Genomic DNA, 13043 nt, shown 5'->3' with positions numbered 1-13043 from the left:
GGAAGGGCGAACCCGTGTGACCTGCGTCAGCGGAAGGTGACGCTGTCGCGGGGGACGTGGGTGTGCTCGTTGAACGTGAGGAGACGGGTCCCACCCCGACCCACGATGAGCGTCGTGACGGCCGCGTTCACGGCCACCCGGTTCAACGTGATGAACAACGAGGCGTCGCCGGCCAGGAGGTAGGACGTCACGAGCGCGATGGGGCCGCCCGAGGTGAACACCGCAACGCCCCGACCCGACCCGGCCTGCGCGACGGCTGCGTCGAGCGAGCCGAGGACGCGCCGGGTGAAGGCCTCGAAGGTCTCGGGAGCCTCCCCGCCGGAGACCCAGCGCTCGAGCGCGGCGTCGAGGAGCTGCTGGAACTCGCGTGGGTCCGTGGGACGGTCGGCGGCGCTCGCGTGGCCCGTGAGGCCGAGGTGGTCGTACTCGTCCCACCCGGCGTCGATGTCGTAGAGGTCGCCGTCGACGGCATCGATGGCGGCGACGGCGGTCTGGGCGTGACGCTTGAGGGAACCGGCCACCGACCAGTCGGGCTTCCAGCCCGAGGCCTCCCAGGCCTGGCCCAGCCAGGCGGACTGGCGCAGCCCCAGCGTCGAGAGCTGGTCGTAGTCGTCGCTCTCCCACGACGCCTGTCCGTGCCGGATCAGATGAATGGCTCCCACGCGTCGAGCCTAGGGCCATCGTGACGACGCGCGAGCGGCCCGCCCCCCGAGAGGGGCGGGCCGCATCTTGCTCCCCACGGCGGTGGGCGCTCCGCACCCGAGGTGGGAGCACCCGCAGGAGAACCCGGGTCTCGCCGTTCACCAGTCGTTCGGACCCACGGGACGCCGAGATGGGTCTCGCAGGCGGTTACTCGTCGGGAGACTCGTGAGTAGCCGAAATCCGCTCGTACGGTGGAGGAATGAGCACACGAGAGGGAGTCTCGTTCGCCCGCGACAGCACCTCGGCCACGGGGCGGGCGGTCCTGGCCGACGCGTTGCGCAAGGCCGATCCCGTGGGGGCCCGGGCCGTCGAGCACGAGACCAGCTGGCGCCGGAACTACCTGGAGCACTTCCGACGAGCGGTCGAGGCCGGCATCGGCGACGCTGCCGCGGCGCGTTCCGTCGCGGCCGAGGGCCTGCGGAGCGCCACCGAGCAGATGCGGTACGACGAGGTCCCGCTCGCCTCCGCCATCGAGACCGTCCCGCTGGAGCAGGCCCTCCACACCACCACCCTGCAGGGAGGTGGCTCGCCGGACGCGGAGGTGAGCATCCCGTACCGGGGCGAGCGGCTGCGGGGTGCCGGCCTCGTCCGCCAGCTCGACGAGTGGGTGGCGCGCGGCGTCATCACGCAGTCGTGCTCCGACGCCGTCCAGACGGTCATGACCCACCCCGAGTGGCTCCGGCTCGAGGGCGACACCGTCGTGGTGCTGGGGGCCGGCGCCGAGATGGGTCCCTACCGGGCGCTGCAGCGCTGGGGTGCCACGGTGGCCGCGCTCGACCTTCCACGTGCCGACGTGCAGCAGCGGGTGCGCGAGGTCGCCACCGCCGGGGCCGGACGCGTGCTCGTGCCGTCGCGCATCGTCACCGACGCCGGCGCGGACGAAGGAGCCGACCTCGTGCGCGAGCTCCCCGCCGTGGCCGACTGGCTCGACCGGCTGGCGGACCAGACCGGCGACCGGCTCGTCCTCGGCAACTACTGCTACGCCGACGGGTCCGACCACGTGCGCGTCTCCATGGCTGCGGACGCGCTCGCCACGCACCTGCTCACCCGCCGGCCCGACACGGCACTGTCGTTCCTGGCCACGCCCACCGACGTCTTCGTGGTGCCCGCGGAGGAGGTCGGCGCTGCCGAGGAGGCCTACACCCGTGGCCGGGTGGGGCGGGCCGCCCGGACGTCGGTCCGCGCCGTCACCGGGGGCCGGCTGCTCCAGCGCAACTACCCGCCGGGCGCGGATCCCGGCGTGTGCGACGCGCTGGTCCCGCAGCAGGGACCCAACTACGCCCTGGCGAAGCGCCTGCAGCGCTGGCGCGCCACCGATGCACGGGCCCACGGCACGGTCGTCTCGCTCAACGTCGCGCCGGCCACGCGCACGCGCTCGGTGGTGAAGAACAAGGCGCTGGCCGCGGCCTACGCCGGGGCCCACCGGTTCGGCGTGGAGGTCTTCGAGCCGGCCACGTCCAACTCGCTCATGGCCGTCCTGCTCGTGCACGACCTGCGCACCGGACAACCGCCGGCCGACGAGCCGTGGCAGGACGAGGCCCGCGGGGCGGCCCACGGCGGCCTGTGGACCGCGGCCTACCACCCGCGCAGCGCGCTCGGGCTCGCCGCCGTGCTGGGTTTGGGCTCGCTGCTCCCCTAGCTCAGCGGAAGGTCGCGAAGTCCTCGAGCGGGACGCGCGTGGTGCGGTAGCCGTTGGTCGCGTGGTCCTGGTCGGGATGGCCGAAGGAGATGCCACACACCACCTGCCGGTCCTCGTCGAGCCCGAGGTACTCGTGCAGGAAGTCCGAACGCATCGCCACGGCGGCCTGGGCGCAGGCACCGAGACCGGCCGCCTGGACCGCGAGCAGGAAGGTGTCGACGAAGAGTCCGCAGTCCACCGCACCGTAGGGACCGAGCGACCTCGAGGTTGTGAGGACCAGCAGGTGGGGGGCACCGAAGAACTCGAAGTTCCGCATCATCTGCGCGGCCGAGGCCTCGCGGTCGCCCTTCGCCACCCCGGTGGCCTCGTACAGCTGCCAGCCCGACTCCCGCCGACGCTCGGCGTGCACGCCCTCGTACTTCGCGGGGAACTCGATGTCGGAGCCGAGGCGCTCGTCGGCGCCCATGGCGTCGCGCAGCGCGGCGGTCTCCGGCGGGGACGTCACGACCACGTTCCACGGCTGGGTGTTGCACCACGAGGGCGTCCGGCCGGCGATCGTCAGCAGCCGGTCGATCGTGGGCCGGTCCACCGGCTCGTCCGTGAAGCCGCGGCAGCTCCACCGCTCCTCCAGCAAGGTCTCGAGCACGTCGAGGTCGGTCATGGGCGACTCCATTCTCCGAGGTAGGCCTGCAGCACCGCGATGAGCGCCAGCGGCTGGTCGAGCATGATGTGGTGCCCCGAGTCCGGGACGAGCGTGACGGGGACGTCGCCGCCGAGCATCGTCGCGACGGACTCGGTGATGTCGGCCGTGGCCATGCCGCGCTCCCCGCGGACCAGGGCGATGGGACCCGGGGCGGCCACGAGCGCCTCGGGCTCCATGCGCGCGCTGAAGAAAATGCGCGGGTCGAACTTCCAGGTCCAGCCGCCCTCCACCTCCTTCACCGACCCGGTGGCGATGTGGGCCCGGACGTAGTCGAGCGTGGCGTCGTCGGACGGGAGCGTCTTGAACCGGGCCTCGACGGCCTCGCGGGTGGGGTGGACCTTGTGCGGCGGGAGGGTCGGGTTCTTGTCGAGCCACGCCCTCGCCTCGGACGACATCCGGCGCACGGGCGAGTCGATGGCCACGGCTCCCAGCAGCTCGTACCTCGGGTCGATGGCCGCGGTGAGGGTCACGAAGCCGCCCATGCTGTGACCCAGGACGGCCGGGCGGGTGGATCCCTCGGCGGCCGCGACCGCCATCACCTCGGCCGCCCAGGTGACGAAGTCGTAGCGGGGCCGATGGCCGCTGTCGCCGTGCCCGGACAGGTCGATCGCGACGACGCGGTGCCCGGTCGTCAGGAACGGCGCCACGTGGTCCCACCAGCCCGCGTGCGCCGCGCCACCGTGCACGAGCACCACGACGGGCAGGCCCGCCCGGCCCCAGGCGCGGTAGGCCACGCGGACCCGGTCGACCTCGAGGGCGTGGTGCTCCGGCTCCTGGGCGAGGGCGTCGGCGAACCAGGCCGGAACGGATGCAGGGGGATCGACGGGCTCGGACATTTACGGTCAGTATTGACGGTAAGTGGTGAGGCGGGCAACATCGGCCCCAGCCCCACTCGCGTCCTCAGGAGATTCCATGTCGCTCGCCGGCAAGACCATCATCATGTCCGGCGGCAGCCGGGGGATCGGCGAGGCCATCGCCGTCCGAGCGGCCCGCGACGGGGCCAACGTGGCGCTCCTGGCCAAGACGGCCGAGCCGCACCCCGTGCTCCCGGGCACCATCTACACGGCGGCGCAGGCCGTGATCGACGCCGGCGGCCAGGCGCTCCCGCTCGTGGGCGACGTCCGCGACGACGCGTTCGTGGAGGACGCCGTGGCCCGGACGGCCGAGAAGTTCGGCGGCATCGACATCGTCGTCAACAACGCCAGCGCGATCGACCTCTCGAGCACGGCCGACATCTCCATGAAGAAGTACGACCTCATGCTCGACATCAACGCGCGCGGCTCGTTCCTGCTCTCCAAGCTGTCGCTTCCGTGGCTCAAGCAGTCCGACCACGGCCACGTCCTCACCCTGTCGCCGCCCATCAGCACCGATCCACGCTGGTTCGGGACCTTCACGGCCTACGCCATGGCCAAGTACGCCATGAGCCTCGTGACCCTCGGACTGTCGGAGGAGCTGCGGGCCGACGGCATCGCCGCCAACTCCCTCTGGCCGCGCACGGCCATCGACACGGCCGCCGTGCGCAACGTCGTGGGCGCCGGGCTGGAGGCACACTCACGCACGCCGCAGATCATGGCCGACGCCGCCTACGAGATCCTCGTCCGGCCGCCGAGCGAGCAGACCGGCCAGTTCCTCATCGACGACGACGTGCTCGAGGCGGCCGGGGTCACGGACTTCTCGGTCTACCTCAACGGGGGGACCGAGGAAGGGCTTGCGCTCGACTTCTGGGTGGACCCCAAGGGCCCCCACGACCCCTCGCTGCGCCTCTAGCCTGACGGGTCAGACCGCCTCGGACCGGACCGGGACGCCGTGCTCGACGGTCCGGCTGACGGTGCAGAGCCGGTCGTGCGAGGTGGCCACGGCACCGGGCACGCGCGCCTGCGCGGCCCGACCGGCCTCGTCGTCGGGGAACTCCACGTCGAGCAGCACCCGCAGGTCGCTCATGACGTGCTCCGGCAGCTTCTCGCCCAGTGCCTCCACCGCGAACCGCACCGGCTCCGACCGCTTCGTCGTGAGGTAGTCGACGTCGATCGCCGTGCAGCCGGCGATGGCGGCGAGAAGCAGCTCGACCGGCGTGAAGTCGGCGTCGTCGCCCTCCCCGATCGTGATGGAGCCGCCCCGAGCGTTCGTGACGCGGTAGCGCGCCCGCTCGATCCGGTCGAGGGCCACCGAGCGTCGCGTGTCGTCCGTCATGACACCCATCGTGCCCGTCCGTCGCCCAGGGTGACCACCCGCACCCGGTCGCGGACTAGTCCCATCGAGTCATTTCTGCCCGGACCGGCGATTTCGACCTGAACCCCGACAGAACTCGGCGTACCGTCGAATCAGGAAGAAGGAACTCGGGATGAGCACTTATCTGTATGACATGGCGGGGCATGCCATCGCTTTCCGTCGCAGCTGGGACGACGCGCACGTCTTCGACCTGGACGGGCACTGCATCGGCTGGTGCCCGTGGGGCGACACGGAGGTCGTCGACCTCGACGGCAACTACCTGGCCTCGATCGTCCTCGACCGGCTCGTGGTGCGGAACGACTGCTGGTCGCGCCACTGCGACGAGGAGACGGCCGACCCCGGCCTCGTCTCCCCCACCGGCACACCCCCCGCGCCGCTGCACTTCCACCACCGTTTCGCCTACCGCGACGTGGGCCTGAGCATCCGTCGCGCCCACGCCGGCTGACCGTCCGACCGCCCCTCGCTGAAGCGCCTCGGCCCGGCCGAGTGGCGGGTCGGCCCACGCACACCAGACTGGGTCCATGCGTTCTCTCGTCACCGGCGCCACCGGATACATCGGTGGGCGCCTGGTCCCCCGTCTTCTCGAGTCCGGCCACACCGTCCGCGTGCTGGTCCGCGACGAGGCCAAGACCCGCGCGCACGCGTGGTCCGACGACGTCGAGGTGAGCGTCGGCGACGCGACGGACGCAGACGCCGTGCGGGCCGCGCTCGAGGACGTCGACGTCCTCTACTACCTGCTGCACTCCATCGGCACCGGCGACGACTTCGAGAAGACCGAGCGCGACATGGCGCAGGGCTTCGCCGACGCCGCCCACGACGCCGGCGTGCAGCGCATCGTCTACCTCAGCGGCATGGTGCCGCAGGGCGAGGAGCTCTCGGAGCACCTGCGGTCCCGCGAGCAGGTGGGACAGATCCTGCTCGACTCCGGCGTCCCCACCGCGGTCCTCCAGGCCGGCGTCGTCATCGGCTCGGGCTCGGCCTCCTTCGAGATGCTGCGCTACCTCACGGAGCGCCTGCCCGTCATGGTCGTGCCGCGCTGGGTGACCACCCGCATCCAGCCCATCGCCGTCCGTGACGTCCTGCACTACCTCGTGGGCTCGGCGGAGATGCCGTCCGACGTGAGCCGACGGTTCGACGTCGGCGGACCCGACGTCCTGACCTACCTCGACATGATGCAGCGCTACGCCGCCGTGGCCGGTCTGCCCCGGCGCCGGATCCTCAAGGTCCCGGTGCTGTCGCCCACGCTCTCGAGCCACTGGGTGGGCGTCATCACCCCCGTCCCGGCGTCGCTCGCCCGCCCCCTCGTGGAGTCGCTGCGCAACACCGTGGTGGCGTCGGAGCACGACATCCAGCAGTACGTGCCCGACCCGGAGGGCGGCCTCACGGGCTACGACAAGGCCGTCGGGCTGGCCCTGACCAAGATCCAGGACCTCGACGTCCCCACGAGCTGGTCGTCGGCGTCGTACGCGGGCGCTCCCTCGGAGCCGCTCCCCTCCGATCCCGACTGGGCCGGCGGATCGCTCTACAAGGACGAGCGGACGCGGGAGGTCGAGGCCTCCCCCTCCCAGCTGTGGAGCGTCATCGAGGGCATCGGCGGCGACAACGGCTGGTACTCCTGGCCCCTCGCCTGGGCCGTGCGCGGCTGGATGGACCGGTTCGTCGGTGGGCCCGGCCTGCGCCGTGGTCGGCGCAACGCCAAGGACCTCGTGGTGGGCGACGCCCTCGACTTCTGGCGCGTCGAGGCCACCGACGACAAGACGTTCCTCCGGCTCCGCGCGGAGATGCGGGTCCCTGGGCTGGCCTGGCTCGAGCTGGAGGTGGGCTCCGACGACGGCGGAAGCACGACGTTCCACCACCGGGCGCTGTTCCACCCGCACGGTCTCTTCGGGCAGCTCTACTGGTGGGGCATCCTGCCGTTCCACGGCATCATCTTCGGCGGCATGCAGCGCAACATCGCCAAGGCGGCCGAGCAGCTGGCCCTCGAGGAGTCCTCCGGCCGATCCACCGGCTGAGCCGGTCAGTCGGTCTCGACGCGGAAGGGCGTGACCCGCACGACGTGCCGTGCGCGCGCCCCCGGAGCCAGCACCGCGGTGCCGGGGTGATCGACGAGCTCGCCGCTGAAGTCGGCTGGAGCGGGCGAGCCCGCCCAGGGCTCGATGCAGAGGAGGTCGCCCGGCTTGTCCGGGCCGGTGGTCCACACCGTGATCCCGCCGAAGCCCTCCCACTCCATCCGCAGCCCGTGACCGTCGGGGCTCCGGTACTCCAGGCCCCTGCTCCTCACATCGGTCATGATCACGGCGCCGTCGTCGAAGAGCTCCCGGCGCACGACGAGCCTGCGGTCGATCACGACGCTCTCGTGCTCCTGCGGTGCGAGGAGGTTGTCGGCGACGCGGCGGAACGGTGCCGGCTCCCGCTCGTCGAAGGTGATGACGTGCTCACCCTCCTCGCCGAGCGGCCAGCGGAAGGCCGGGTGCCAGCCGAGCGAGTAGGGCATCTCGGAGGGGCCGTTGTTCTCCACGTCGTACGTGATGGTCACGGTGCCGTCGGCCACGGTGTAGGCGACCGCCAGGGTGAAGTCGTACGGGTAGTGGTCGAGGGTCGTGCTGTCCGTGCGCAGGACGTACGTGGCGCGGTCGCCGCCCACCTCGATGACCTGGAAGTCGTGGTCGCGCGCCAGCCCGTGCTGCGGCATCGGGTAGCGGTCGCCCGCCACCACCACGCTGTCCTCGGGCACCCGGCAGATGATGGGGAAGAGGACCGGGGCGTGCCGCTTCCACGGGGCTCCGCCGCCCCAGAGCAGCTCCGTCCCGTCGGGAGCCCGCAACGACTGGGGCTCGGCACCGTGGGACGACACGGCGAGGCGGATGGTTCCGTCGCGCAGGACAACTTCGTCAGCCATGCCCACCATGGTAGGCAGGCCGAACGTCACGGGCGGTCCGGCTTCACGCCGGCGTGGAAGACCCGGACGTTCTCGCGCCAGCCACCGAGCTCGTCGATGCGCATGGGGTCCTCGGCCGCCTTCTTGCGGACGTCGCGGCGACGCTCGGTGAGGTCGAAGCCCTGGTCGATCGTGTCCGTGCCGGTCATCAGGAAGGCCAGGGCCTCGGGGGTGTAGCGCCAGAAGTCGATGGGGCACGGGTGGTAGCGCCAGCTGAAGAGCGTCGAGGTGTAGACCAGCCCGCCCGGCTTCAGGATGCGCACCATCTCCTCGCCGGCCAGCCAGGGTCGGTCGATGTGCTCGAAGACGTCGACGCTGAGGACGACGTCGAAGGTCTCGTCGGCGATCTCGGGGCAGCCGGTGATGTCGCCGACGATGGTGCCCTCGCCGGTGTCGACGAGGTCGAGGTTGCGGTACGTGAAGGCGTCGCCGAAGACCTGGCCGCGGGGGTAGCCGCGGCCGCCGATCTCGAGCACCTGGCCGCCGGTGACGCCGGCCTTGTCGAGCATGAGCGAGAGGTGCTCGTTGATGCGCTCGTCGCGGACGGGGCCGCCCTTCCACTCCCGCTCGAGCCGGTCGAGCGCCACGAGCTCGGGGTCGCGCGGAGGGGCGGGCGGCGGGGGCGGTGTGTAGATGGCCCGCGCCAGACGTCGTCGCGCCCGCAGGCCGAGGGACTCACTCATGCTCCCGACGCTAGGGACGTGAGATGAACACCGCGTGGCCCCCGCCCGACCGACGGTTTACCACGGTAACTATGCAAACCGTCCTCCCCTCGGCAACCTGACCCATCCCTACGGAAGCTTCCGGAGGTATGGGTCGGTCTACCAACCCCCCGTGGTAAACCGACCGGGGGTCAGAGGGCGGGGGTGGCGACGTGGTGGCGGCCGCGGGGGACGACCATCGGAGTGCCGCTCACGGGGTCGGGGACGATGTCGGACGAGAGCCCGAAGACGTCGGACACGAGGTCGGCGTCGATGATGTCCTGCGGCGCGCCCTCGCGGACGATCGCGCCCGACTTCATGGCGATGAGGTGGTCGGCGTAGCGGCACGCGAGGTTGAGGTCGTGGAGCACGATGACGATCGTCTTGCCGTGCGCACGGTTGAGGTCGGTGAGCAGGTCGAGCAGCTCCACCTGGTGCGTGATGTCGAGGTAGGTCGTGGGCTCGTCGAGCAGCACGAGGTCGGTGTCCTGCGCGAGCGCCATGGCCACCCAGACGCGCTGGCGCTGGCCGCCCGAGAGGGCCGAGATGGGACGCTCGGCCAGGTCGGCCGTCCCCGTGGCCTCCATCGCGGCCTCGACCGCAGCGTCGTCCTCGGGGCTCCAGCGGCGGAAGAAACCCTGGTGCGGATAACGGCCACGTCCGACGAGGTCGGCGACCGTGATCCCGTCGGGAGCCACCGGGGTCTGCGGCAGGAGGCCGACGACCTTGGCCACGTCGACGCTGCGCAGGTCCTGGACGGCCTTGCCATCGAGCAGCACGGCACCCGAACGGGGCTTGAGCAGCCGCGCGAGCCCACGCAGCAGCGTGGACTTGCCGCACGCGTTGGCACCGACGATGACGGTGATCCTGCCGTCGGGCACCTGGACGTCGAGGTGGGACACGATGTCGACGTCGGCGTACCCGAGGGTGAGGTCTTCGGCCCGCAGGTCGTGAGAGGTCATCCGCCGCGTCCTTCCCGGTTGACGGTGGCGAGGAGCCAGATGAGGTAGGGCGCGCCGATGCCGCCGGTGACCACGCCCGTGGGCAGGGCCGCCGGCAGGGCGTGCGCCGCGACGAGGTCGGCGAGGAGCACGATGATCGCGCCCACGAAGGCGGCCGCGAGCAGCCCCGAGCCTTGGCCGCGGAGGAGCCGGACGGCGATGGGACCGGCGATGAGCGCGACGAAGGCGACCGGACCGGCCGCTGCGGTGGCCAGCGCCACGAGCAGGACCGACACCGTGAGGAGCCCGAGGCGGGCCGCCTGCACGCGCAGACCGAGGCCCTGGGCGGCGTCGTCGCCCAGCTCGATGACGCCGAGCTGACGACCCATCAGCAGCGACAACGGCAGCAGCACGGCAAGGGAGACGAGCAGGATCCGCAGCTCGGTCGCCCCGGCCTGACCCACCGAGCCGACGAGCCAGGACATCGCGGCGCGTGCGTCGCTCACCTGGGCGCGGGCGATCACGTAGCCCGTGATGGCCACGAAGAACTCGCTCACGCCGATGCCGATCAGCACGAAGCGGTAGCCCGTGACGCCGTCGCGCCACGCGAACAGGTAGATGGCGCCGGCCGACAGGACCGCCCCGAGCAGCGCGACGCCCGAGACCACCAGGCCGCTCGCGTGGAAGGTGATGATGGCCACCGCCGCGAACATGCTGGCGCCCGAGGAGATGCCCACGAAGTCGGGCGAGGCGAGGGGGTTGCCCAGCAGCTTCTGGAAGATCAGGCCCGACATGCCCAGCGCGAGACCGACGGCGAGCGCCGTGACAGCCGTGGGCAGGCGGAGGTCGCGGACGATGAAGTCGATCGAGGGATCGTCCTGCAGGCGGAAGGTGGAGGCGATGACCTCCCAGGCCGAGACCGGGAAGCTGCCGATCATCATGGTGGCCACGAAGAGCGCGAACGCGACGGCGCCGAGGATCGTCGTCACCACGACGACCCGTGCCTGGCGGAAACGACGTCCGCGCCGCACCCGGACGGTGGGCTCGGGGGCCGCCGGCTGGTCGGCGGGACGGTCGAGGAGATCGGTCATGACGTCGTCCTCACAGCTCGGCCAGGTTCCGGCGACGGACGAGGAGGATGAAGGCGGGGGCGCCGATCACGCCGAGGACGACGCCGACCTGGAGCTCACCCGGGCGCATGACGAGCCGTCCGACGATGTCGGCGGCGAGCAGGAGGATGGGGCTGAGCAGGAGCGTGTACGGCAACGTCCAGCGGTAGTCGGGGCCGCAGATGGCACGCGCCAGGTGGGGCACCACGAGTCCCACGAACACGATGGGCCCGCACGCCGCGACGGCCGAGCCGGCCAGCACGGTCACGATCACGAAGACGAGCCCGCGGGTGCGGGCCACCCGCTGGCCGAGCGCCGTGGCGATGTCGTCGCCCAGCGCGAGACCGTTGAGCCAGCGCGCGGTCACGAGCGCGGCCAGGATCCCCACGACGAAGAACGGCCAGACCTGGTGCAGGATCGGCCAGCCCCGGCTCGCGAGCGACCCCACCTGCCAGACCCGCATCTCGTTGAGGGCGTCGAGGTTGGTCATGACGATGCCGGTGATGAGGGAGTAGAGCCCCGCCGACACCGCAGCACCGGCCAGGGCCAGCTTGACCGGCGTGGCGCCCTCCCGACCGAAGGACGCCACGGCGTAGACGAGGAAGGTGGCGGCCGCGGCCCCGAGGAAGCCGAACCACACGTAGGTGTGCAGCGACTGGGCCCCGAACACCATGATCGTGACGACGATGGCGGCCGAGGCACCGTTGGTGGTGCCCATGATCGACGGGTCGGCGAGCGGGTTCCGGGTGACGCCCTGCAGGAGGGCTCCGCCGAGGCCCAGCGCCATCCCGGCGAGGATCCCGATGATGGTGCGCGGGACCCGCAGCTCGCGGATGACCGTCTGGGCCGTGGAGTCGGGGTCGTAGTCGGTGAACGAGCGGATGATCGTGGACACGCCCACACCGCGCGTCCCGAGGGTGATGCTCGCGAAGGCCACCACGACCAGCACGCCGGTCAGCACGACGAGGCCCGTGATGCGCGCGACGTCGGCCACCGCCCCGGCCCGCGCGGGCGCGGGTGACGGGGTCGGGGGACGGGTCGTGGTGGTCATGCGGTCCTCACGCGAGGTTCGCGTCGGCCTTCTCGACGGCGGCGGTCAGCGTCGTGAGCTGCTCGGTGTAGTCGGCGTACGTGTGGATCCAGTACCCGGGCCACGGCGTGTACTCACGAGCCTTGGCGGCCTTGATCTTGTCCCACGTGGGCTGACGCTCGCCCGTCTTGATGGTGTTCTCGTAGCCCCGGTCGTCGAGCATCAGCAGGTCGGCCTGGTACTTGTCGGCCTTCTCCCAGCTCAGGTACTCCCAGTAGGGGAAGTCGGCCTTGGGCGAGTCGGGGACCACGACGTCCAGGCCCCAGGCCTTGAAGTCGGTGAGCGAGGTCGAGTACTTGGGCACGGCCACGTAGAGGAGGTCGTCGGCCGGGGAGACCGCGAGGGCGGAGACGTCGGGGCGAGCCTTCACCGCGGCCCGGAAATCGGCCTTGGCCTGGTCGAAGGCCTTCTTGTCGCTCGCGTACTTCGTGGACTCGGTGTCGACGTCCATGCTCTGGGCGAAGCCCTCGTACCACTCGACGACCTCGAGCAGCGAGCCCTGCTGGTTGGCCCCGATGACCGGTGCGAGCTTGCGGACCTTCATGGAGGCGGCGTCGGCGCCCTCCTCGAAGCCCTGGTACTCCTTCTGCGCGGGCCACCAGTCGGCCACGATGAGGTCGGGCTTCAGCGCGGCGGCGGCCTCGGCGTCGATCTTGCCCCACTCCTTGCCGATGACCTTGATGCCCGAGAGGTCCTTGCCCTGGAGGCCGGGCTCCCAGTCCTCGCCCTGCGCGTAGTAGATGCCGACCGGCTTGATGCCGAAGGCCATCAGGCCGGCGGCCTCGGCCGCGCTGGCGATGATGCGCTTCGGCTTGTGGTCGAGCGTGATCGTGTCGCCGTTGGCCGACGTGTACGACCAGGCGTCGTCGCCGGAGGCGGACGAGGTGTCGTCGGAGCCGCACGCGGTGAGCGTGAGGGCGGCCACGAGGCCGGCGACGAGGGGCAGGAGGCGGCGAGCCGTCATGACGGTCCTTCGAGAGTGGGGGCGGAA

14 protein-coding genes are annotated in these 13043 nt (G+C 71.5%); 4 read left to right on the top strand and 10 right to left on the bottom strand.

What is annotated here, in order from left to right; translation table 11 throughout:
- Nucleotides 1-26 precede the first annotated feature (26 nt).
- Nucleotides 27-662, bottom strand: coding sequence for a histidine phosphatase family protein (locus tag ASD11_RS16125; protein WP_056289929.1), 636 nt, complete (start codon nt 660-662; stop codon nt 27-29).
- A gap of 239 nt (nt 663-901) precedes the next feature.
- Here ASD11_RS16125 and ASD11_RS16120 point away from each other — a divergent pair, with 239 nt between their 5' ends.
- On the top strand, nt 902-2341 hold the full coding sequence (locus ASD11_RS16120) for a hypothetical protein (RefSeq protein WP_056289926.1): 1440 nt from the start codon (nt 902-904) through the stop codon (nt 2339-2341).
- A 1-nt stretch (nt 2342) separates the two neighbouring features.
- Here ASD11_RS16120 and ASD11_RS16115 read toward each other — a convergent pair whose 3' ends face one another.
- Together ASD11_RS16115 and ASD11_RS16110 are read right to left on the bottom strand one after the other, a co-directional pair.
- Nucleotides 2343-3002 carry a nitroreductase gene (locus ASD11_RS16115; RefSeq protein WP_200940195.1) on the bottom strand — a complete coding sequence of 220 codons (660 nt, stop codon included), beginning with the start codon at nt 3000-3002 and terminating at the stop codon, nt 2343-2345.
- Complete coding sequence (locus tag ASD11_RS16110) at nt 2999-3880, bottom strand: alpha/beta fold hydrolase (protein WP_056289922.1); 882 nt, start codon at nt 3878-3880, stop codon at nt 2999-3001. Before ASD11_RS16110 ends, ASD11_RS16115 begins: the two co-directional genes overlap by 4 nt.
- A 76-nt stretch (nt 3881-3956) precedes the next feature.
- On the opposite strand from ASD11_RS16110, the gene ASD11_RS16105 reads away from it, so the two are divergent.
- A complete protein-coding gene (locus ASD11_RS16105) occupies nt 3957-4811 on the top strand; it encodes an SDR family oxidoreductase (protein ID WP_056289919.1) in 855 nt (284 codons plus the stop codon).
- 9 nt (nt 4812-4820) lie between these two features.
- Here ASD11_RS16105 and ASD11_RS16100 read toward each other — a convergent pair whose 3' ends face one another.
- Nucleotides 4821-5234 carry an OsmC family protein gene (locus ASD11_RS16100; protein WP_056289916.1) on the bottom strand — a complete coding sequence of 138 codons (414 nt, stop codon included), beginning with the start codon at nt 5232-5234 and terminating at the stop codon, nt 4821-4823.
- Nucleotides 5235-5385: 151 nt separating this feature from the next.
- On the opposite strand from ASD11_RS16100, the gene ASD11_RS16095 reads away from it, so the two are divergent.
- Both ASD11_RS16095 and ASD11_RS16090 read left to right on the top strand, forming a co-directional pair.
- Entirely contained in the window at nt 5386-5718 is a 333-nt protein-coding gene (locus ASD11_RS16095) for a hypothetical protein (protein WP_156464847.1), read from the top strand.
- 76 nt (nt 5719-5794) lie between these two features.
- The gene (locus ASD11_RS16090; protein WP_056289911.1) at nt 5795-7285 is read left to right on the top strand and encodes an SDR family oxidoreductase; all 1491 of its coding nucleotides are present in this window, start codon (nt 5795-5797) and stop codon (nt 7283-7285) included.
- A gap of 5 nt (nt 7286-7290) precedes the next feature.
- On the opposite strand, the gene ASD11_RS16085 is transcribed toward ASD11_RS16090, so the two are convergent.
- From ASD11_RS16085 to ASD11_RS16060, 6 genes are all read right to left on the bottom strand, one after another.
- Nucleotides 7291-8172: an aldose 1-epimerase family protein gene (locus tag ASD11_RS16085; RefSeq protein ID WP_162246508.1), complete on the bottom strand. Its 882-nt coding sequence runs from the start codon at nt 8170-8172 to the stop codon at nt 7291-7293.
- A 26-nt stretch (nt 8173-8198) separates the two neighbouring features.
- On the bottom strand, nt 8199-8894 hold the full coding sequence (locus tag ASD11_RS16080) for a class I SAM-dependent methyltransferase (protein WP_056289905.1): 696 nt from the start codon (nt 8892-8894) through the stop codon (nt 8199-8201).
- A 170-nt stretch (nt 8895-9064) separates the two neighbouring features.
- Nucleotides 9065-9874, bottom strand: a complete 810-nt coding sequence (locus tag ASD11_RS16075; RefSeq protein WP_056289902.1) for an ABC transporter ATP-binding protein — start codon at nt 9872-9874, stop codon at nt 9065-9067.
- The gene (locus ASD11_RS16070) at nt 9871-10944 is read right to left on the bottom strand and encodes a FecCD family ABC transporter permease (protein ID WP_056289898.1); all 1074 of its coding nucleotides are present in this window, start codon (nt 10942-10944) and stop codon (nt 9871-9873) included. Before ASD11_RS16070 ends, ASD11_RS16075 begins: the two co-directional genes overlap by 4 nt.
- Before the next feature lie 10 nt (nt 10945-10954).
- A complete protein-coding gene (locus ASD11_RS16065; RefSeq protein ID WP_056289895.1) occupies nt 10955-12013 on the bottom strand; it encodes a FecCD family ABC transporter permease in 1059 nt (352 codons plus the stop codon).
- A 7-nt stretch (nt 12014-12020) separates the two neighbouring features.
- Nucleotides 12021-13016, bottom strand: a complete 996-nt coding sequence (locus tag ASD11_RS16060) for an ABC transporter substrate-binding protein (protein WP_056289892.1) — start codon at nt 13014-13016, stop codon at nt 12021-12023.
- Nucleotides 13017-13043: the final 27 nt, after the last annotated feature.

The organism is Aeromicrobium sp. Root495 (assembly GCF_001426755.1).
Taxonomy (GTDB): Bacteria; Actinomycetota; Actinomycetes; order Propionibacteriales; family Nocardioidaceae; genus Aeromicrobium.
The sequence above is the reverse complement of the archived record's forward strand: the minus strand, read 5'-3'. Positions and strand labels throughout refer to the sequence as shown.